This window comes from Capnocytophaga canis (genome assembly GCF_000827555.1).
Lineage (GTDB): Bacteria > Bacteroidota > Bacteroidia > Flavobacteriales > Flavobacteriaceae > Capnocytophaga > Capnocytophaga canis.
The window spans coordinates 19,839-40,413 of the sequence record NZ_CDOI01000144.1 but is presented as its reverse complement, the minus strand read 5'-3'; the positions used below and the strand labels follow the sequence as shown (position 1 = coordinate 40,413).

Annotated in this window: 17 protein-coding genes; 7 read left to right on the top strand and 10 right to left on the bottom strand. The window is 36.3% G+C overall.

The annotated features are described in order from the left end of the window. Nucleotides 1-602: 602 nt before the first annotated feature. Both CCAND38_RS05680 and CCAND38_RS05675 read left to right on the top strand, forming a co-directional pair. Complete coding sequence (locus tag CCAND38_RS05680; protein ID WP_042344288.1) at nt 603-1,958, top strand: sigma-54-dependent transcriptional regulator; 1,356 nt, start codon at nt 603-605, stop codon at nt 1,956-1,958. Between the two features lie 85 nt (nt 1,959-2,043). Continuing rightward, nucleotides 2,044-2,595, top strand: a complete 552-nt coding sequence (locus tag CCAND38_RS05675; RefSeq protein ID WP_042344287.1) for a thioredoxin family protein — start codon at nt 2,044-2,046, stop codon at nt 2,593-2,595. A gap of 61 nt (nt 2,596-2,656) precedes the next feature. On the opposite strand, the gene CCAND38_RS05670 is transcribed toward CCAND38_RS05675, so the two are convergent. The 4 genes from CCAND38_RS05670 to CCAND38_RS05655 all read right to left on the bottom strand — a co-directional run bounded on the left by CCAND38_RS05670 (nt 2,657) and on the right by CCAND38_RS05655 (nt 5,396). Next, a complete protein-coding gene (locus tag CCAND38_RS05670) occupies nt 2,657-2,899 on the bottom strand; it encodes a uroporphyrinogen decarboxylase (RefSeq protein WP_042344286.1) in 243 nt (80 codons plus the stop codon). Nucleotides 2,900-2,911: 12 nt separating this feature from the next. Beyond that, nucleotides 2,912-4,069 (bottom strand): ABC transporter permease, encoded by a 1,158-nt coding sequence (locus CCAND38_RS05665; RefSeq protein ID WP_042344285.1) that lies wholly within the window; start codon nt 4,067-4,069, stop codon nt 2,912-2,914. Nucleotides 4,070-4,105: 36 nt separating this feature from the next. After that, complete coding sequence (rbfA, locus tag CCAND38_RS05660) at nt 4,106-4,498, bottom strand: 30S ribosome-binding factor RbfA (protein WP_042008359.1); 393 nt, start codon at nt 4,496-4,498, stop codon at nt 4,106-4,108. Nucleotides 4,499-4,712: 214 nt separating this feature from the next. Beyond that, nucleotides 4,713-5,396, bottom strand: a complete 684-nt coding sequence (locus CCAND38_RS05655) for a GH25 family lysozyme (protein WP_369801111.1) — start codon at nt 5,394-5,396, stop codon at nt 4,713-4,715. 242 nt (nt 5,397-5,638) lie between these two features. Here CCAND38_RS05655 and CCAND38_RS05650 point away from each other — a divergent pair, with 242 nt between their 5' ends. After that, nucleotides 5,639-6,217 (top strand): acyl carrier protein phosphodiesterase, encoded by a 579-nt coding sequence (locus CCAND38_RS05650; RefSeq protein ID WP_042344282.1) that lies wholly within the window; start codon nt 5,639-5,641, stop codon nt 6,215-6,217. 83 nt (nt 6,218-6,300) lie between these two features. Here the strand turns inward: CCAND38_RS05650 and CCAND38_RS05645 are convergent, their stop codons facing one another. The 6 genes from CCAND38_RS05645 to CCAND38_RS05620 are packed head-to-tail and all read right to left on the bottom strand — an operon-like array spanning nt 6,301 to nt 14,535. Continuing rightward, entirely contained in the window at nt 6,301-7,572 is a 1,272-nt protein-coding gene (locus tag CCAND38_RS05645; RefSeq protein WP_042344280.1) for a hypothetical protein, read from the bottom strand. 26 nt (nt 7,573-7,598) lie between these two features. Then, the gene (locus CCAND38_RS05640; RefSeq protein WP_042008350.1) at nt 7,599-8,156 is read right to left on the bottom strand and encodes a c-type cytochrome; all 558 of its coding nucleotides are present in this window, start codon (nt 8,154-8,156) and stop codon (nt 7,599-7,601) included. Between the two features lie 5 nt (nt 8,157-8,161). Next, complete coding sequence (locus CCAND38_RS05635) at nt 8,162-8,686, bottom strand: DUF3341 domain-containing protein (protein ID WP_042008348.1); 525 nt, start codon at nt 8,684-8,686, stop codon at nt 8,162-8,164. Nucleotides 8,687-8,691: 5 nt separating this feature from the next. Continuing rightward, a complete protein-coding gene (gene nrfD, locus CCAND38_RS05630; RefSeq protein WP_042008345.1) occupies nt 8,692-10,086 on the bottom strand; it encodes an NrfD/PsrC family molybdoenzyme membrane anchor subunit in 1,395 nt (464 codons plus the stop codon). 37 nt (nt 10,087-10,123) lie between these two features. Next, complete coding sequence (locus CCAND38_RS05625) at nt 10,124-13,192, bottom strand: TAT-variant-translocated molybdopterin oxidoreductase (RefSeq protein WP_042344278.1); 3,069 nt, start codon at nt 13,190-13,192, stop codon at nt 10,124-10,126. 50 nt (nt 13,193-13,242) lie between these two features. Then, nucleotides 13,243-14,535 carry a c-type cytochrome gene (locus CCAND38_RS05620; RefSeq protein WP_042344277.1) on the bottom strand — a complete coding sequence of 431 codons (1,293 nt, stop codon included), beginning with the start codon at nt 14,533-14,535 and terminating at the stop codon, nt 13,243-13,245. 473 nt (nt 14,536-15,008) lie between these two features. Here CCAND38_RS05620 and CCAND38_RS11365 point away from each other — a divergent pair, with 473 nt between their 5' ends. The 4 genes from CCAND38_RS11365 to ruvA all read left to right on the top strand — a co-directional run bounded on the left by CCAND38_RS11365 (nt 15,009) and on the right by ruvA (nt 20,540). Continuing rightward, the gene (locus tag CCAND38_RS11365) at nt 15,009-15,269 is read left to right on the top strand and encodes a carboxypeptidase-like regulatory domain-containing protein (protein WP_052458145.1); all 261 of its coding nucleotides are present in this window, start codon (nt 15,009-15,011) and stop codon (nt 15,267-15,269) included. A gap of 4 nt (nt 15,270-15,273) precedes the next feature. After that, complete coding sequence (locus CCAND38_RS05615) at nt 15,274-18,066, top strand: SusC/RagA family TonB-linked outer membrane protein (protein ID WP_052458143.1); 2,793 nt, start codon at nt 15,274-15,276, stop codon at nt 18,064-18,066. 13 nt (nt 18,067-18,079) lie between these two features. Next, complete coding sequence (locus CCAND38_RS05610; protein ID WP_042344275.1) at nt 18,080-19,702, top strand: RagB/SusD family nutrient uptake outer membrane protein; 1,623 nt, start codon at nt 18,080-18,082, stop codon at nt 19,700-19,702. A gap of 253 nt (nt 19,703-19,955) precedes the next feature. Further along, on the top strand, nt 19,956-20,540 hold the full coding sequence (gene ruvA / locus CCAND38_RS05605; protein WP_042009097.1) for a Holliday junction branch migration protein RuvA: 585 nt from the start codon (nt 19,956-19,958) through the stop codon (nt 20,538-20,540). Nucleotides 20,541-20,575: the final 35 nt, after the last annotated feature.

Here is a 20,575-nt window from a genome sequence, read left to right as displayed (position 1 = left end):
TTACATTTTTTACACACTTATGTGTATTGTTAAAATTACACTCTTTAATATAAAACACTTATTTTTAGATATTTACAAAAGTAAGATTTACTACATTCCTTTTTGGCACAGTATTTTCTATATAATGAACGTAAACATGAAGAATATAAAGTACGAACAGTACCATGAGAGATGATGTTTATGCATATTAAATTTATTGCTATCAAGATTAGTTCACAAACGAAAAAAACGAATTACTTAAAATTGCTATAAGAAACATTGTTAGATAAAAATTATCATTAAAACCAATAGTTGGGAAATTATTGAATAAATATTAAATTACACATAGATGTATCATCAAAAAACATCTAGATTACTTTTTTCAAAACATTGATTTTATCGAACTTGTTACAAACAAAAATTTATGAAAAAAGCTTTTTCAAGTTTGATAATTTAATCAAGAATTAAATCAGGAGTTAGTAGTAGTATTTATATGCATTGTTGAGAGGGTTCTTTCGAAAGAAGGAACCTTTTCGTTTTTTTGACCTTTGTTTAGCGTTTTTTGACCAAAAAATAGTAACTTTGTGGTTTGAAGAAAGATAGTGTAATTTAAACCGCTGTAAATGAACAAGATACTTTTAGTAGAAGATGACATTACATTTTCAAAAATGCTGTCTCGATTTTTAGAAAGAAACGGCTATGACATTGTTGAAAGTTCTACGCTGGAAGAGGCTTTAACAATGCTTGACTCTTCGTTGGGTATGATTTTTACCGACTTGCGACTTCCTGACGGAGATGGTATTCTTTTGTTAAAAGAAGTAAAAGAAAAATATCCACAGATTCCTGTGGTTGTAATGACCAGTTATGCCGAAGTTTCGACAGCTGTTGAGGCAATGAAATTGGGAGCCTTTGACTATATTTCGAAACCCTTTCAACGTGAAGATGTTCTTAATGTAATTACAAACGCCAAAAAATCAGCTTCTTTCCAAATTAAAAATACTTCAAAACCAGAAAATAAAGATGTTCTTCCTTCCGAAAGAATAAAGCAAAAACTTTTTGTAGAAGGTATCAGTGTTGCATCTAAAAAATTAAACGATTTTATCCGTTTAGTTGCTCCAACTGACATGTCTGTTTTGATTACTGGAGAGAGTGGCACAGGTAAGGAAGTAGTAGCTAAATCAATACACATGAAAAGTGAACGTGCCAGTAAACCCTTCATCGCTGTTGATTGTGGAGCAATTCCCAAAGAAATTGCGTCAAGTGAGTTTTTTGGACATGTAAAAGGTTCATTTACAGGAGCTATTTCAGATAAAAAAGGGCATTTTGAAGAGGCTAATGGAGGAACAATTTTCTTAGATGAGGTAGGCAACCTAAGCTATGAAAATCAAATACAATTGCTAAGAGCGTTGCAAGAACGGAAAATTAAACCCATAGGGAGCTCTAAGGAAATTGATGTAAACATACGTGTATTGGCGGCTACCAACGAAGATTTACTTATAGCAGTTGAAAAAGGACAGTTTCGTGAAGATTTGTATCATAGATTGAATGAATTTTCAATAAAAGTACCTTCATTACAGGAACGCAAAGACGATTTGATGATTTTTGCGTCTTATTTTTTGGATTTAGCAAATCAAAAATTACATAAAAACATATTAGGATTTACAAAAATGGCCGTTCAACATATGTTTTCTTACTCTTGGCATGGAAACTTACGAGAATTGTCAAACGCTATCAAACGAGCAACATTACTTGCTCAAGGCAGCTATATTACCGAGAATGATTTGCCTGAAAGTATCATAAACTCATCAAGAGTTCCTTCCATACAAAAAATTTCTTTTTCAACTAAAGATAATGAAAAAGATTTGATTATCAACGCTTTGAAAGAAGTTGATTACAACAAGACAGAAGCAGCAAAACTTCTGAACATCACTCGAAAAACCTTGTATAATAAATTAAAAGCATACGGGATAAATTTGTAAAACATTAAAAATCAACGATTAAAAACACTCAATTTTGGCATTATTTTTGATGCCTCAAACCTATAAAAATTAATATTTAACAATCATGACAAAAAGAATTTTTGCAATAGTTGCCCTAATGGTGGGAACATTGGCTACTATTTCGGCTCAGGAAATTAACTGGATGAGTTTTGACGAGGCTTTAGCAGCTCAGAAAAAAAATCCTAAAAAAATATTTGTAGATGTATACACAAATTGGTGTGGCCCCTGTAAATATTTAGATAAAACAACGTTTAAAAACAAAGACTTGGTTGAGTATATGAACAAAAACTTCTATGCTGTTAAATTCAATGCTGAAGGAAATGACGTTGTAAATTACAAAGGTCAAAAGTTTGAAAATCAAGGATACGATGCTTCGAAAGCTCAAACAAGAAATAGCCAACACTCTTTTGCTGGTTACCTTCAAGTGAATGCTTACCCAACAATGATATTTTTTGATGATAACGGAGAGTATATCTTGCCTGTACAAGGAGGTATGCCTGCTACTCAATTGGAAATATTCTTAAAATTAGTTGCCAATAACGACTATAAAAACATAAAAACAAGAGCTGACTTTCAAGAATATCAGTCAAACTTTAAAGGAACATTTAAGGAATAAATATCTATTTCATAGACTTTAAGACAGAGAGAGGCCGTCTAAAAAATTAGACGACCTTTTTTTATTTATCACAGGATTGTTTTTTCTTATCTTTTCTTTTCAAGAAAATAAAATATATTTGTACCAACATCAAAAACGCATTAGGTAAAATAATAGGAATATTATTAATCAAGACACCATAAATCACAAAAAGAACACACCCTATCAAATTGGTAAGGCGTATGTAGATGATATTATCTTTTATCAAAAAACTACCCACTACAAAAAGTGACGCCGCATAACCTATAAAATCATACCAACTCATTTGCTCCTTTTTTTAAGGTTGTAATCGTACTCTTGAAGAAGCTATCCACGAAGCTAACACCCCAAGAATTACTATAGTAAAGAAAACCAAAAACACATTAATCCACTCTATTTCAACAGGATAAGGCAATCCAACGCCAATAGTAACGAACTGAAATTGCTGTTGCAGAAACACAATCAACATCCCAATAATTATTCCCAAAAAAGATCCGATAACCGAAGTCATCGTTCCTTGCAAAAAGAAAAGTTGTCGCATTTGGGAAACATTCATTCCTAACGCATACAGTGTATGTAAATCCTTCCTTTTATCAAGAATCATCATGATAATAGCTCCCGCCAAATTGAATAATGCTATGATTAGTACTAATATAAAAATCAGATAAATAGCAATATTTTCTGTGTTTAACATTCGATAAAGAGCATCATTGAGTTGCATCCTATTTTTCACGATTACGGTGTCTCCAAAAATCTGGTAAATTTTTTCAATCACCTCTTTTTCAGAAACATGTGACGCTAGGCGGATTTCAATAGCTGAAACTTGGTCAGAGGATAGTCCTAGGATTTGTTGAGCTTCGGAAAGTGATGAAAAGACATATTTTTTATCTAATTCTTCGGTAAGTTGATAAACTCCTGCAACGACTACAAACGATTCTCGATAAGGCTTTACCTCTTGGGTAATACTTCCTCTACCCGACTTTGGAACTACAATTTGCAAAGGCGACGATGTATCAACAAACCCTAATCCTAAGGTGTTAAAAATCGTTGCTCCAACTACTACATTAGGAGCTTGAATCTCCCAATTACCTAAAACCAAAATACTATCAACATCACACACCAACGGGTAATGTTCATCAACTCCTTTGATATAGGCTATATGATTTTTCTGTTTATGATTTAAAAAAACTTGCTCTTCAAGTATACTACTAAAAAAAGCAACTTCATCAGTGTCTGATAATTTATTTGCTACTTCATCAGAAAAAGTGATGTATTTTCCAGTCTTGGGAAATATTTTTAGATCAGGATCAAAAATGGAAGAAAATGAAAGTGTAAAATTTTTCAATCCTGCAAACCCTGCTAAAACAACGAAAAGAGACACCGCACCAAGTACCACCACCAATGCCGTAATACGATTAATGATGTTGATGACATTTTGCGAACTCTTTGCTACCATGTAGCGTTTAGCTATGTAAAAAACTGCCTTCAAAGGCTATGATTTTTTACGTTTATAAAGTAATTCACGATTTTCAATGGGATTCTCTTCGCCTTTGAGTGATTTTTCAATTCCTTCTATATATTGCAATGAATCGTCTATATAGAAAAGCAAATCAGGCATACGTCGGAATTGGTTTTTAGTGATTTGCGACAATTCGTGCTTAATCAAAGATGTATTTGAAATAGTCCCTTTTAAGATATCCTCCGCTTTAGACTCAGGAAAGACACTCAGATAAACTTTGGCAACCGACAAATCAACTGTAACACTTACTTTTGTTACCGATATAATTAAATTGTGCTGCCCTGCATCTCGAATAGACTGCTGTAACACTTTGGCAAGCTCCTCTTGAATAATCCCTGCTATTTTCTTTTGTCTATTATTTTCCATTTGGCAAAGATAATGTTTTTTTTCGTTCAAAAAGATAACTCCTATGGTAAAAGTTCTCTTGTTATTTCGCAACCTGAACTATTTTCTGAAAAATCAATAATTTAGTTATTTACAGAGAGTCTATTCTTATATAATCAATAATATAAGTTTTGCTGGGATATAGATTCATTAATTGGAAGACAATAACGCTGTGATTGAACCGTCAATCAAAACATTATTTCTGAATCAGAAGTTCTTGCATCTGTTCTTCGCTTCCGTTGTAGATATTCAAATCTATTTTCACTTTAGAACCCGGAGTAATCCCATTTTCTGTAAATTGCCACATTTTCCAATTATGAATATGTGTCGGGGTGAGTACATTATTGTAATTGGCTATCCAAAGAGGATAGTTTTTGAATTTATCATGTAAATAGTCATTATAAAAACTAATGTAGGTGTAAATTATAGGTTTTCGGCCGTATTTTTTTTCCACAATATCCAACCAAACTTGAATATCTTGAAGATATTGCTTTACTTTTTTCTTCTTTGGCAGTTTTTCAATATCTAAAATGGGTAAAAAATCCCCTTTTTCCAATGTTATCGTTTGCAAATAAGAGGTTGCTTGTTGAACAGGATCTTCATCAGGACGATAAAAATGGTAAGCTCCTCGCACTAACTTCTGTTTCCTTGCTTGTTCCCAAAAATAATGAAAATTTTTATCTCGTGTATTATTTCCCATTGTGGCTCGAAAGATAGCGAATTTCAAAGGGATATTTCCTCGCTCCAAATATAAACTGTCCCAAACAATATCATTTCGTTCTTGGTAATGGGATAAATCAATCCCAAAAGTTTTGGTTCTATAATTGTACGAAATCCGTTCTATACGCTTATTTTCATAATCTATATTCGTTTTTGACAAAAAAACTTTATTTAATATTCGCTGATAATGTGCAGGATAATATTTTCTTACATAAAGAAACCCTCCAATTAGCAAACTAAAAAAAAGAATAAATACGACGAGGAACTTATTCCATGAAAATTCTTTTCTCTTCTTAGCGGTATGTTGTCTTTTTCGTTTCCTCATTTTTTATAAACTATCATTATTGCAAATATAGATAAATTCCTACGTATTTTATATTTTTGCCAGAAAATAGGTTGACTATGAATTTTTTGGCACACATCTATTTATCGGGAGAAGAAGACAACTTAGTAAAAATTGGAAATTTTATGGCGGATACCGTTCGTGGAAAGCAGTATCTTTCTTTCCCTGAACCGATACAAAAAGGTATTTTATTACATCGGCAAATAGACACTTTCACTGACACTAACCCCACTTTTCGAAGTAGCCGAAAACGATTAGTCCCTAAATTTGGACATTATTCAGGAGTGATTACAGATGTTTTTTACGATTATTTTCTAGCAAAAAACTGGAACTTGTATTCCGACATCCGCCTAGAAGACTATGTTCAACAATTTTATGAACTACTTGAATGTGAGAAAAGTAAATTGAATGAACATACTATTTTTATAATGCAACATATGATTAAAGATAATTGGCTCTTAGCATATGCTTCATTAGAGGGCATGGAAAAGATTCTCTACCAAATGGACAGACGAACTGGATTTAAATCAAATATGCAATATGCAATCAAACCCCTTATTGAACACGAATCCGTATTTGAAAATGATTTTTTTTCTTTCTTTGAGGATATCCGTAAATTTATAGTACACCAACTATAGCCACCATTTCAAAAACCAAAAAGCTACCCAAATCTTATTTCGGATAGCTTCTTGAGTAAATATTAAAAATGTAACTATGAATCCTAATAGTGATAATGCTTGCTTTCTTCAATAAACGGATTGCCTTTTGGCAACAACGGATACTTGGATAATGCAGTGAACACCACAAAGATAAACAACCCTAAAAAGAATAATACAGCAGAAATCTCAGTAATTCCTATGCTCCATTGATCTCCAACAGTAGCCGGCATAATCATTACGTAAAAATCAACGTAGTGTCCTACCAAAATTACAATTCCCATAGCGAAAACCAATTTGCTGATACGTTTGTAATCTGTATTAACTAACACCAACAAAGGCAAAATGAAATTCAACAGTAACATTCCAAAGAATAACACTTTATAATCTCTAATTCTTGAAACATAATAAGTCACCTCTTCTGGAATGTTGGAATACCAAAGTAATAGAAACTGAGAAAACCACAAGTATGTCCAAAAAATTGACAAACCGAACATAAACTTAGTCAAATCATGCAGATGACTACTATTCACATGAGGTAAAAAACCACGACTTTTCAAATAGATTGTAATCATTGCGATGACTGTAATCCCTGATACAAAGAAACTTGCAAATACATACCATCCGAACAAAGTACTGAACCAGTGCGGATCAACACTCATAATCCAATCCCAAGACATCATCGATTCGGTAACCAAGAAAAACACCAAGAATCCAGCTGCCCACTTGAAATTTCTAACAAACGGACGATTAGTGGTTGCTGTGTCCTCAGCTATCGACAAACGTCTCGAAATATAACGGTAGCCTACCCAACCTAACATATAAAACGCGGCTCTCCCCAAGAAGAAAGGCACGTTCAAATAGCCTTGTTTACCCTGTAAAAGAGCATCGTGAGCCACCACTGTTTCATCCATCCATATGAAAAGATGGTTGAAATGCATCCCTGAAAGTACCAATAAGGTAAAAACAATAACCACTCCAGGAAATAAGTATGCTGTGATTCCTTCCATGACTCTAAAAAGCACAGGAGACCAACCTGCTTGTGCCACACGATTGATTGCATAGAAAGCCAATACTCCCAAAGAAATCAACATGAAAAACAAGGCCGCCACATAAACCGCAGCCCAAGGCTTGTTCTGCAATTGATGTAACACATGTTCATAATGAGCATCATCGTGGTGAGCATCAGCGTGAGCGTCAGAATGATGAGCTTGTTCCATGGTTTTAACGTCTTCTACAGTTTTGGGTGCTGTGAAAAATCCAACTCCAATTCCAATAATCCCAATGATGATAAGGACAATTGCTGTAAGTCTTAATTTATTTGAAAATGTATACATAATCTAAATATCTTTCTTTTAGGAAATTATTTTACTAACTCATCACGTAGTTTTTCTACGTACAACGCCACTTGCCAACGTTCTTTTTCATTGATTTGTGAGGCATACGAACCCATAGCATTCAGCCCATAATAAATGACGTGATACGTTCCGCCTGGTGTAATAACACGATTCTTATCGGCATAACTTGGCACTCCTCCAAATTTACCTCTTTCAACCAAAATTCCTTTTCCGTCACCTTTCTCACCATGGCAAACAGCACAATAGATGTCATACAAAAACTTACCTTGCTCAAGGTTTTCTGTATCAGCTACTAATGGGCTTTTCAGTTCTTCTTTTGCAAGTAACAAATCCGCTGGTGTGTCCGCGTACTCATACGGTTGCCATCCTCTTTTGATGGTACCTGCTACAGGTAGTTGAGCTTGCATACTGTCCTTAAATGCCGGTGATTGTTGATAAGTCTCATATCCAACACTTTCATACATATTCGGCATAAATTGATAGTTCGGCTCGCGTTTGTTAAAGCAAGATACTAAAAGTAAAGATACACTGCTGAATAAAGCTATTTTAACTATATTTTTCATATCTCCTATTTTTCTGCTATTTTAATTTCAACAGCTCCTGTTTCCTTCAATAGAGTTGTTACTTCACTTACATTGTTTTCAGTTACTGCGATTTCCATCAAAAAATGGTCGTCAGTAGTTCTTACATCAGGGTTTTCTGCTTCTTTAAATGGCCATAATTTACTTCGCAAAAAGAAAGTAATTACCATCAAGTGAGCTGCAAAAAATACCGTCATCTCAAACATGACAGGAACAAAAGAAGGCATATTTTGTAAAAATGTCATACTTGGTTTTCCTCCAATATCCTGTGGCCAATCTTCGATCATGATATAATTAACCATCAAGGTAGCTACAGTTAACCCTATACAGCCGTAAATGAACGAAGCTATCGCTAATCGCGTAGGAGCTAACCCCATGGCTTTGTCCAATCCGTGAACAGGAAATGGAGTATATATTTCCGAAATCTGATGATTTTTAGAACGAACTGTTTTTACAGCTGCCATTAAAATATCATCATCATTATATAATGCTTGTACTACTTTCTTACTCATGATGATTAATGATTAGGGTCGTTATCTCTTAGTTTTTTATATTTCTCGCCAGATGATTTCAAGATTGATTTTACCTCAGCCTGTGCAATCACTGGGAATGTTCGTGCATACAACAAGAACAACACGAAGAAGAATCCAATAGTTCCGATATAAATTCCAATATCAACGAAGGTAGGTGAGAACATTGTCCAAGATGAAGGCAAATAATCTCTATGCAAAGATGTTACTATAATCACGAAACGCTCAAACCACATTCCTACGTTTACCACAAGCGAAATGATGAACGAGAACATAATGCTTCTTCTCAATTTTTTGAACCACATGAATTGTGGAGAAAATACGTTACATCCCATCATCAACCAGTAAGCCCAAGCGTAAGGTCCTGTAGCACGGTTCAAGAAAGCGTATTGCTCATACTCTACACCTGAGTACCACGCTACGAATAACTCCGTGATGTATGCACATCCTACGATAGAACCTGTAATCATAATTACGATGTTCATCAATTCAATATGTTGAATGGTGATGTAATCTTCAAAATTACATACTTTACGCATGATAATCAAAAGCGTATTTACCATCGCAAAACCTGAAAAGATTGCCCCAGCAACGAAGTAAGGCGGGAAGATAGTAGTATGCCAACCTGGAATTACCGAGGTAGCAAAGTCAAACGATACGATGGTGTGTACGGAAAGTACCAACGGAGTTGCCAAACCTGCCAAAACAAGAGAAACCTCTTCAAAACGTTGCCAATCCTTAGCACGTCCACTCCAACCAAAACTTACTAAACTGTAAATCTTTTTCTGGAAAGGTTTTACGGCACGGTCACGCAACATGGCAAAATCAGGAAGCAGACCTGTCCACCAGAATACCAACGATACCGAAAGATAGGTAGAAATCGCGAATACGTCCCACAAAAGCGGAGAGTTAAAGTTTACCCATAGCGACCCAAACTGGTTTGGAATTGGCATTACCCAGTACGCCAACCAAGGTCTTCCCATGTGAATAATCGGAAAGAGTCCCGCCTGAACTACAGAGAAAATAGTCATTGCTTCGGCTGAGCGGTTTACAGCCATTCTCCATTTTTGGCGGAAAAGCAACAACACAGCAGAAATCAAGGTTCCTGCGTGTCCTATACCAACCCACCAAACGAAGTTGGTAATATCCCAAGCCCAACCGATTGTTTTATTTAATCCCCAAGTACCAATACCTACTGATACTGTATAAATCATACTTCCCAACCCCCAAAGGAAAGCTACTAATGAAATGGAAAATACAATCCACCATAACCTGTTCGCTTTACCCTCTACTGGACGGGCGATATCTACCGTAACATCGTGATACGATTTATCGCCTGTTACTAAGGGTTTTCGTATAGGTGCTTCATAATGCGACGCCATATCCTTATTATATTATTTCTTAGTTATTAAATTATTTTTATGCTTCGTTCGTATTTCTTACTTTCACTTGGTACACCACATTCGGACGTGTCCCGATGTGTTCCAACAAATGATATGCTCTGTCGTCGGTTATCAATTTAGCGATTTCGCTATTTTTCTCGTTGATATCACCAAACACCATAGCTCCTGTCCCACAAGCTGCTGAACAAGCACAAGCGTTATTGAACTCTCCTTCACGAACTGCACGACCCTCATTTTTAGCTTTCAAGATAACAGCCTGAGTCTGTTGGATACAGAATGAACATTTTTCCATAACCCCACGTGAACGAACCGTTACATCTGGATTCAATACCATTTTACCCAAATCGTTATTCATGTTGAAGTCGAACTCATCGTTATTGTTGTATAAGAACCAGTTGAAACGTCGTACTTTATAAGGACAGTTGTTAGCACAGTAACGTGTTCCCACACAACGATTATATGCCATGTGATTTTGTCCTTGACGACCGTGTGAGGTTGCAGCTACTGGACATACCGTTTCACATGGAGCGTTATTACAATGCTGACACATAACCGGTTGGAACGCTACTTGCGGATTTTCAGCTGGGTCTTCCATCTCTCCGTAGGTAGAAAGTGCAGCACTCAATCCCTCAATTCCCGCTTTAGTCTCTAAATCACCTTTGAAGGTATCTGCCGAAGAATAATATCGGTCAATACGCAACCAGTGCATATCTCGCGAACGTCTCATTTCTTCTTTCCCAACTACTGGAACGTTATTTTCTGCATGACAAGCTATCACACACGCTCCACAGCCCGTACAAGCGTTTAGATCAATAGATAGATTGAAGTGATGCCCTGAGGAACGATCGAAAGTTTCCCAAAGAGAAACGCTGGAAGCTAATACCTCTTTGTGATCTAATGACACCACTGGTTTTACATTCCACTCTTTCGCATCTTTCGTGTTAAACTCTTCTAAAGTAGTTTCTTTCAAAACATCCCCACGTCCCATAAGGGTATTGTGCAACTGAACACAAGCAAATTCATGCGTCCCTCCAATATTTTTGATGGTTACACTTTGTACATTATCGAAGTTCTGATACAGTGGGTAAGCATTAACTCCCACTTGCATCTCTTTTTTCATAGCTTCTTTTTTCCCGTAGCCAAATGCTAAACCAACAGAACCTCTCGCTTGTCCTGGTTGAATAAGTACAGGAACCTTCAGCGTAATTCCATTTACAGTAATCTCCGCGTAGTTCCCGTCTAAAGCTCCGGTAGCTACGTGCCAGTTTTTAATGCCTAATTCTTTAGCATCATAGGATGACATGGTTAAGTAGTTGTCCCACGTAGTTCTCGTGATCGGATCTGGTAACTCTTGTAACCAAGGGTTATTAGCTTGTTGCCCGTCTCCAATTCCTATTTTTGAGTACAAAGTCAATTCAAACCCATTGGTCGAAGTTTTTGCCAACGAGTTAAGTGCTTCATTCACAGAAACCTCATTACTTACTGCTAATTCTTCTTTAGCTGAAACAAATACTCCATCATGTAAAGCTTTATTCCATTTAGCTTCACCCAAAATGGAAACTGTCCAATTTTCTTTAATAAAATCGTAGTATGTTTTGTCTGATCCAGACCATTTTAACAATGCATCCTGTAATTGACGTGTGTCAAACAGAGGGCGGATTGTTGGTTGTGTTAAACCATAGTATCCTTTTTTAAATTCAACATCTCCCCAAGACTCGAGATAGTGAGGTGCTGCAGCTATATAATTTGTTTTAATTGCCGTTTCATCTGCTTTCATTGAAAAAGACACTGAAAAAGCTACCTTTTGTAGAGCTGTTTCAAACTCTGCTGCGTTAGGCAAAGTGTATAATGGATTTAAATTATTGATAATCAGAACCCCTACTTTTCCACTGTTCATATCAGCTATCAATTCTTTCAAAGCCACAAGACTTCCCTTGCGAACGTTGATAGGGTTCTTTGTGTTGAAAGCTACGCTTTGTAATCTTTCGTTAATATCCAATACTAGCAATTGAGCATTTTCGTCTTGAATACCTGAAACTACTACGGCTCTTGTTCCAGCTCTTTTCACTTGTTCAGCAGCCTTTTTAACCTGCTCTTCTACTTTAGCATCTAAATTTCCTGATACAGAAATCCCAGTTAAATAACCATAGAATTTCGCTAATGCAACTTTTTGTTGTGAAGGAGTCAAAGGTACTCGTTTGTCAGCATTCGCTCCTGTTAAAGTCATATTTGACTCAAACTGAATGTGTCTTGACATTTTCCCATTTTTTGGGATACGCTTTTGGGCATACGCTCCCTCAAAGCCACCTCCCTGCCAATCAGCGATAAAATCAGCTCCAAAAGAAACAATTACATCTGCTTTTGTAAAGTCATAGTCCGCCATTGCTCGAACTCCATATTTTTTTTGAAATGCGTTTAGAGTAGCTTCTTCTGAAATGGCATCATACTCCACCAATTTCACGGTAGGATATTTTTCTTTGAGATTCTCAATTAACTTATAGGTTGAAGGACTTGCTAAAGTATGACTGAATACGACAATTTGCTTCTCCTCTTGTGCTGCTTTCTCCAAGGCTTTCATAGCCTCTGCATCTAAATCATTCCAAGATATAGCTGAACCTCCTTTTGCAATCGGATTTTTTACACGGAGATTGTCATACAGGCTCAATACCGAAGCAATCACACGAGCATTTGCCTCACAATGGGAGTTTGCTTCTTTATTATGTTCAATTAAAATAGGTCTTCCTTCACGGGTTTTCACAAGTACACTTGCGAAATCATATCCGTCAGCAATTGCCGTAGCATAGTAGTCAGCTACTCCTGGACGAATTTGTTCGGGTAACACAACATAAGGAACTGCTTTGTGAACAGGCCCTTCACAAGCTGCTAAAGTAGCAGCTGCCGTAGTGAAACCTACATATTTCAAGAAATCACGACGGGTTGTGGATGAGGACTCTAAGGTAGCCTTATCTCCTAAAAACTCATCTACTGGGATTTCTTCGACAAACTCATTCTGTTTCAGTGTATCTATGACTGAATTCTCATTAAGTTCTTCTACACTTTTCCAGTATTTTTTGTTTGATGCCATAGTTAGTTATATTCTGAAATTTAACTCTTTAAAAAATAATAAATCGAAAATTAGTAGTGACACTTACCACATTCCAAACCACCCAATTGAGCGATAGTAAGTTTTTCTACGTTAAGTTTTTTAGCCAACTCTGCGTGAACTTCTTTATAGTTTTCATAATATCCATTATCAGTGTTCACCTCGGTTTTTCTGTGGCAGTCCACACACCATCCCATTGTCAATGGAGCATGTTGATGTAAGATCTCCATTTCTTCTACTTTTCCGTGGCATTGTTGACAATCCACCCCTGCCACTGTTACGTGTTGCGAGTGGTTAAAGTAAGCGAAATCAGGTAGATTATGAACACGTACCCAACGTACTGGCTTCGTCTCTCCTGTATATTTGAAGTTCTGAGCATCCCAGCCTACTGCGTCATACAATTTTTTAATCTCGTTAGAATAGAATTCACGTGTATAACCATTAACCATATCTGGCTCACCCTTATATTCTGAAATGGTTTCATGACAGTTCATACATACATTTAAAGATGGTATACCCGCTGTTTTTGACACACGAGCTGCAGAGTGACACAACTTACAATCAATTTGGTTATCTCCTGCGTGAATTTTGTGAGAGAAGTGAATCGGTTGAATAGGTTCATATCCTTGGTTAACATCTACTTGCATAAAGTATCCATACATTGCATAGGTTGAACCGAACAACAAAATTGTTACCGTAGTCAGTACAAAGAACGGATTTTCGGCAAATGCTCTAACCAAGAAACCTTCTTTACGTTTTGAAAACTCTTCCGTTGTAATGTTTCCTTCAGCAATAACTTTGGAAGCCATATTCAACACCGACAAAATAACAATCAACGCAACAATAATTGCAAGTATACCAACAATAGTGATAAAGTAGATGAGCGATCTTTCGGCAACAACCTCAGGGCGTTCCACAGGAACAAACACCTCCTCTTCTACCTCTTCCACTACTGGCGGATTAGCTGTATACGCTAAGATGTCATTTATATCTTGCTCTGATAAAATGTCTTCATAGGGTGCCATGGGCACTTGATTGAATTCCTCAAAAATAGCTTTAGCATCAGCGTCTCCTGAGGCAATCAATTTTTCACTATTTTTGATCCACGCATGAAGCCATTCAGTGGTTCTCCTTTCAGTAACTCCACCCAAGGCAGGTCCAATAGTACGCTTATCCAACTGGTGACAAGCCATACAGTTTGCCTTAAACAAAGTCTCTCCCTTAGCTGGATCGCCCTGTGCAAAAGCCGAAGTTGAAAACATGAATGTCAGTAAAATAGAGAAAACACTGACACCAAACAAGTTATGGTTTTTAACCTTTTTCATATTAAAAATATATTATCTAATATTTCGATAGTTGAACTCTAAACATTTATTGATTCAAGACACAAAAGTATAACATATTCTTAAAATACAAAAAAAAGTTATTCTGTTTCATTTCAATTTATATAAATTCTAAATAAACTACATTCCTTTGAGAAAGTTTTTAAAGAAACAAATCGCTTTAAAAACTGTTATTTCTTTAACAAAATATTTGAACAAAGATTTTTTTAAGATGATTTTATTTTTTTTAAGATTAACAAAATGTGTTTCTTTTCTATTTCTATAAGCTAAGAAATGATATTAATCACATTTGTATTGAGATAATTAAATTTGGCTATAAGAAAAAAGCGGGAAGTATATTTTTAAACAACTCTATATGAATTAAATAAAAAAAATGAAAAAAAATTAACATTTAAACTTTTGTTTTGTTTCGAGTTTTATATACTTTTGTGGGGTAAAACCAACACATAAAAGAAATGTATAAACACGTATTAATGCTATTTGTGCTAGCGTTTTTGACTTCGCCTTTGTTAGCACAAGTAAAGGTAACTGGTAAAATTACCGACCAGAACAACGCGCCACTACCAGGTGCAAATGTTTTAGTAAAGGGGACAACCCGAGGGGTGAGTTCTGATTTCGATGGAAATTATGAAATTCAAGCCCAAGAAGGCGATGTACTTGAGTTCAGCTTTATGGGCTTCCATACGCAGAGTAAAAAAGTTACAGGGGGGGGGTAAAACATTGATTATCAATGTTTTGCTTGAAGAAGAAGCTGAACAATTAGACGACGTAGTTGTAGTGGGCTACGGAACTCAGAAGAAAGCCAACCTCACAGGTACCGTAAATACGGTCAAAGCCGAAGCGATTGAAGGAAAGGCTACTACATCGCTTGCAAACGCTCTACAAGGTGTTGCTCCTGGTGTAACAATTATTTCTCGGCCAGGCGACATCGGTGGGGATATGGGGAACATCAACATACGTGGACGTGGAAATCTCGGCACTGCAGCACCGCTCTATATAGTTGATGGTGTACCTGTTAGTGAAGGTGATTTTCAACGAATTTACGCTGGAGATATTGAAAGTATCAGTATCTTGAAAGATGCTGCTGCTTCAGCGATTTACGGAGCCAGAGCTGCTTACGGAGTTTTCTTGGTGACTACCAAAAAAGGGAAAGAGGGAAAAGCCAATATTTCTTACAACGGATATTACGGTTTTCAATCGCCAACTATTCTTCCTAAAAAATTAAACGCCTACGATTACGCTACACTCTTGAATGAAGCCAACGTAAATGCAGGTAAAAATGCTATTTACGATCAGATGGCTATGGACAGAATCGTGGCACAAGATTCACCTGATTTATATCCTAATAACGATTGGTATTCATTGGTTTTTAGAAAACAAATCCCTATTCAAGAGCATAATATTAGCCTTTCAGGAGGAGGAAAAACACGTTATTTTGTAAGTGGAACATTTTATGAACAAGAATCCGTAGTAAAAGGACGTTTATTGGACAGATACAGTTTCAGAGCCAATACGGAGCGTGATTTCACAGACGAATTTACCTTAGGAACAAATATTTCATACGTTCGTGATGATTACAAACGAGACGGTAATTTTTCTATTACCGATTTAGACCGAATGACTCCACTAACCGTAGCACGCCACACCGATGGAAGCTGGGGAACTGTAACCGGAGGCAGTCAAAGTACTGTTTTAGCGGAAAACAACCCTCTCCGAAAAATTGCTGAATATGGTAGAAATGATTACATGACCACTAGATTCAATGCCTCATTAAATGGAGTCTGGAAACCTATAAAGGGATTAAGCCTTACGGGGCAGTTATCGTATAGAACCTATGACAAAAGAGATACAAACTTCGAGAATAAGGTAGAAAAACTAATCGGGTTTATCAGCAAGCAACCAATGAACGGAACCCAAGGGGAAAATACGATTAATAAAATGACTAAGACTTGGGAACACACTAAAAATTTAGTTTCCCAGCTTTATGCAAACTATGATCTTTCTTTAAATAATCATGATTTCTCACTGATGGCAGGAACTCAATACGAGGATTATAGATACGAGTGGATTCGTGCTTCACGTAAAGATTTTCCTAATAACAATCTAAACTCAATTAATGCAGGTTCAGGAAAAGCTGAAAATTTAGGTAATGATGGTAGAATTGAAGAACGAGCATTTTTGTCTTACTTTAGCCGTTTAAAGTATAACTACGCTAGTAAATATTTATTTGAGGCCAATGTACGTGCTGACCAATCTTCACAATTCCATAAAGATAATCGATTAGGTGTATTCCCTTCATTCTCTGCAGCGTATCGTATTTCACAAGAGAATTTTATGGAAAATATTGATTGGCTTTCAGATTTGAAATTACGTGCGTCGTGGGGGCAATTGGGTAACGTAAACAATGTGGGATACTATGATTATTTTGATGCGTTAGGAGTTGGTTCGGCATACATTACTAACGGGGTTAAAGCAGATGGAGCTTGGCCTTCTATTCAAGTTAATAAAGATATGACTTGGGAAACCGTTACAATGACGAACTTCGGGCTTGACGCTTCATTTTTCAGAAATTCATTAAACGTTCAATTAGATGTTTTTGACAAATTAACTACTGATATTTTATTGAAAAAACCACAACCTTATGAATTAGGATTAGGAAATAAAGAGCAAGCCTCTACAAACGCAGGAAAGGTTTCTAACAAAGGGATTGAAGCAATTGTTTCTTACAGAGGAGAGATTGGCGAACTGAAATATGGTATTTCAGGGAACTTTTCGAAAATTTGGAATAAAGTTCTTGATTTACAAGGACAAGATAATCAAATCAGTGGGAATTTTATCATCAAAGAAGGAGAATCAATCGGTGCTTTCTACGGATATCAAGCTCAAGGGTTATTCAGAAATGCGGAAGAAGTTGCCAATCACGTAAAACAAAGTACCAACACAGCCGCTGGTGATATTAAGTATGTTGATGTGAATCATGACGGAAAATTCGATGCTAACGACCGTACTGTTTTAGGAAATGATGTTCCCTATTTTACGTATGGATTAAGTTTTGATGTATCGTACAAAGGTTTTGATTTTTCAGTTCAAGGACAAGGAGTAAATGATGTAATGGTTTATCTCTCAGGAGAAGCTTCACAGGCGTTTTTCAATGGAGCTGGAGGTAAAGAATATCATTTAGGACGTTGGACAACTCAAAATCCTGATCCTAACGCTAATTACCCTCGTTTGCTTATCACTTCAGCTAATGATCACAACACCAAAACTTCATCTTTTTGGCTATACGATGCTGATTACTTCCGTATTAAAAGTATTATTCTAGGGTATACTATGCCAGAAGAGGTGAGCCGACACATGGGATGTCAAAAGGTACGTTTTTATCTCTCAGGAACGAACTTGATAACTTTCCGTGCGGATAATCGTATGAAGGATTTTGATCCTGAAGCACCTTCTGCTCGGGGTACTTATCCTAATATGAAAAATATCATTTTCGGTGTAAATTTATCATTTTAAAAAAAAAATCAACATGAAAATAAAGTATATAATTCCGTTAGTAGTAGGGCTGTTCATTGCGGGTTGTAATCTGGACAGAGAGCCTCAGGACAAAATTTTTTCCGATAGTTTTTGGAAAACCCAAGACGATGCCACACGAGCTTTGCTTGGTTGCTATGCGTATCTCCCTTCGAGTGTTTATGACGCGTATGATGATGGTTATGCAGATAATTCATTTTGCCAATATCCTTGGGAAAGCAAAGCTACTGTAGCTTCGGCAGGAGACATTACCGACAATCACGATTTCGGTTATGGCTTTACAGGGTTACGACGTTTTAATTATTTTTTAGAAAATATTGACAGAGTTCCTATGTCTGATGCTTTAAAGAAACAGTATAAAGCAGAAGTAAGAACCCTTCGAGCTTGGTTTTATTTCAATATGGCTTCCAGATTCGGGGCTGTACCTCTTATCAAAACGTCTATTACAGAAACTGAGCAGGGACAAATAGAACCCACTTCTGAAAATGATGTAATTAACTTTGTACTTAATGAACTAACCGAAAGCATTCCTGATTTACCTACTACGCCTTCGGTAAAAAGTCGTTTGGGGAGAGCTGCAGGCTATGCTGTAAAAGCACGTGTACATATGTTTTATGGTCAATATCCACAAGTGGTTGAAGCTACTCGAAACATTATGGGAATGGGTTATAGACTCTTCAAATTAGACGTAGACATAAATAGCGATAAAGATGATTATTCTGCTTTTATTGATTTCACTGACAATACCCACAAACAAAAATTTTACAACGGGCTTCGTAGTTATGAAAAGATGTTCTGGGAGGAGAATAAAAATAATGTAGAGGTCATTTTAAATCAAGAATTTATAGAGGATAATTTTAATTACATTGGTCTATACTTGTTATCAAGTAACACTAGTGGTGGATGGAGTTCTATTACGCCTACTTTGGAATTAGTTAATTCTTATTGGAAAGCTGACGGAACGGCTTTTACTCCTCCAACGGATGATGAACGAAAAGTGCGTTACAACAATGGAGACTATCAACCTTCTTATCTTGATGAGTTTAAAAACCGAGATACACGTTTGTATGCTTCCATTTTGTTCCCAGGAGCTATTTGGAACACTCTCATAGGAGATAGCAAATTCGTTTGGCAAAACAACGGAAAAGCAAGCAACACATCAAAAACAGGGTATAATTACAGAAAAATGGTTGACCCTGAAAATGGCGTCTACCGAAAAGTAAATGATTATCCATTAATTCGTTACGCTGAAATTCTACTAATGTATGCCGAGGCTCAGAACGAAGTTGCTGGAGCCGATGCTTCTGTATATGAAGCTCTTAACGAGGTACGTTCACGTGTAGGAATGCCCGATGTGACAGCAGGACTTTCAAAAGAAGCTATGCGTGAGGTAATTCGTAATGAACGTCGTATTGAGTTGGCAGGAGAGGGACACCGTTGGAACGATATTAGACGTTGGGGAATATCTTCGCAAGTAATGAAAAGCATTTATAGTATTCACGGTGAATTGGCTCAGAAACGTCGTTGGGAAGACAAGTTTATACGTTTACCTTTCCCAATTTCAGCTATCGACAGAAATCCTAAATTGAAAAATGCCCAAAAAGCGAAGGGATATTAGTCATAATATACTAAATTAGCTGTATAAAAACCACAAAGTTACTGATTTTAGTAGTTTTGTGGTTTTTAGTATTATTCTTTTTGAGATTTTTTTTCTCAAAAGACATAACAACATTTACATTAATGATTATAGATCTTAATACGCTCTGTTAAAACTCCCTTAAGCAAACCTTAAAAATGTATTATTTACCTTGTAATTGAAATATATTTTCTATTTTAGCCAAAAATTTCCCTTTTTTGAACGCTAAATAAACATGATTACTCAGTTACAAGGAAAATTGATTGAGAAAAACCCTACTCACGTGGTTGTTGACTGCAACGGTGTGGGGTATTTCGTGAACATCACCTTAAATACTTTTGCAGCTCTACCTGAAGCTGATTCCATAAAAATTTACACTCATCTACAAATCAAGGAAGACTCTCATACACTTTACGGATTTCTCACCCGTGCTGAGCGTGAGATATTCGTACTGTTGCTTTCCGTATCAGGTGTTGGAGCGAGTACAGCTCGGATGATGCTATCATCATTGACAGCTGCTCAAGTTCGCGGAGCTATTGTCAATGGAGATGTTGCTAGTATTCAGAGTGTTAAAGGTATAGGAGCAAAAACTGCACAACGTATTATTTTGGATTTACGAGAAAAGATGATGAAAGTGCAAAATATTGAAGAAGTAGCTCTTACACAATCAAATACAAACAAAGAGGAAGCTTTAGCAGCTTTAGAAGTATTAGGATTTGTGCGTAAACAAGCCGAAAAAGTAGTAGATAAAATTATCAAATCAGATTCGGAAGAACTTAGTGTTGAACAAATTATCAAAATAGCTCTGAAAAGTTTATAACTTCAGCGTGAACTATTTCAAATCTAACTACTTGA

What these genes read in the sequence shown, in the direction of transcription:
- CCAND38_RS05665 (WP_042344285.1), bottom strand. Translation starts at nt 4,069, where the DNA reads ATGGTAGCAAAGAGTTCGCAAAATGTCATCAACATCATTAATCGTATT.
- CCAND38_RS05670 (WP_042344286.1), bottom strand. Translation starts at nt 2,899, where the DNA reads ATGAGTTGGTATGATTTTATAGGTTATGCGGCGTCACTTTTTGTAGTG.
- CCAND38_RS11365 (WP_052458145.1), top strand. Translation starts at nt 15,009, where the DNA reads ATGTATAAACACGTATTAATGCTATTTGTGCTAGCGTTTTTGACTTCG.
- CCAND38_RS05680 (WP_042344288.1), top strand. Translation starts at nt 603, where the DNA reads ATGAACAAGATACTTTTAGTAGAAGATGACATTACATTTTCAAAAATG.
- rbfA (WP_042008359.1), bottom strand. Translation starts at nt 4,498, where the DNA reads ATGGAAAATAATAGACAAAAGAAAATAGCAGGGATTATTCAAGAGGAG.
- CCAND38_RS05610 (WP_042344275.1), top strand. Translation starts at nt 18,080, where the DNA reads ATGAAAATAAAGTATATAATTCCGTTAGTAGTAGGGCTGTTCATTGCG.
- ruvA (WP_042009097.1), top strand. Translation starts at nt 19,956, where the DNA reads ATGATTACTCAGTTACAAGGAAAATTGATTGAGAAAAACCCTACTCAC.
- CCAND38_RS05650 (WP_042344282.1), top strand. Translation starts at nt 5,639, where the DNA reads ATGAATTTTTTGGCACACATCTATTTATCGGGAGAAGAAGACAACTTA.
- CCAND38_RS05645 (WP_042344280.1), bottom strand. Translation starts at nt 7,572, where the DNA reads ATGTATACATTTTCAAATAAATTAAGACTTACAGCAATTGTCCTTATC.
- CCAND38_RS05640 (WP_042008350.1), bottom strand. Translation starts at nt 8,156, where the DNA reads ATGAAAAATATAGTTAAAATAGCTTTATTCAGCAGTGTATCTTTACTT.
- CCAND38_RS05635 (WP_042008348.1), bottom strand. Translation starts at nt 8,686, where the DNA reads ATGAGTAAGAAAGTAGTACAAGCATTATATAATGATGATGATATTTTA.
- nrfD (WP_042008345.1), bottom strand. Translation starts at nt 10,086, where the DNA reads ATGGCGTCGCATTATGAAGCACCTATACGAAAACCCTTAGTAACAGGC.
- CCAND38_RS05620 (WP_042344277.1), bottom strand. Translation starts at nt 14,535, where the DNA reads ATGAAAAAGGTTAAAAACCATAACTTGTTTGGTGTCAGTGTTTTCTCT.
- CCAND38_RS05675 (WP_042344287.1), top strand. Translation starts at nt 2,044, where the DNA reads ATGACAAAAAGAATTTTTGCAATAGTTGCCCTAATGGTGGGAACATTG.
- CCAND38_RS05625 (WP_042344278.1), bottom strand. Translation starts at nt 13,192, where the DNA reads ATGGCATCAAACAAAAAATACTGGAAAAGTGTAGAAGAACTTAATGAG.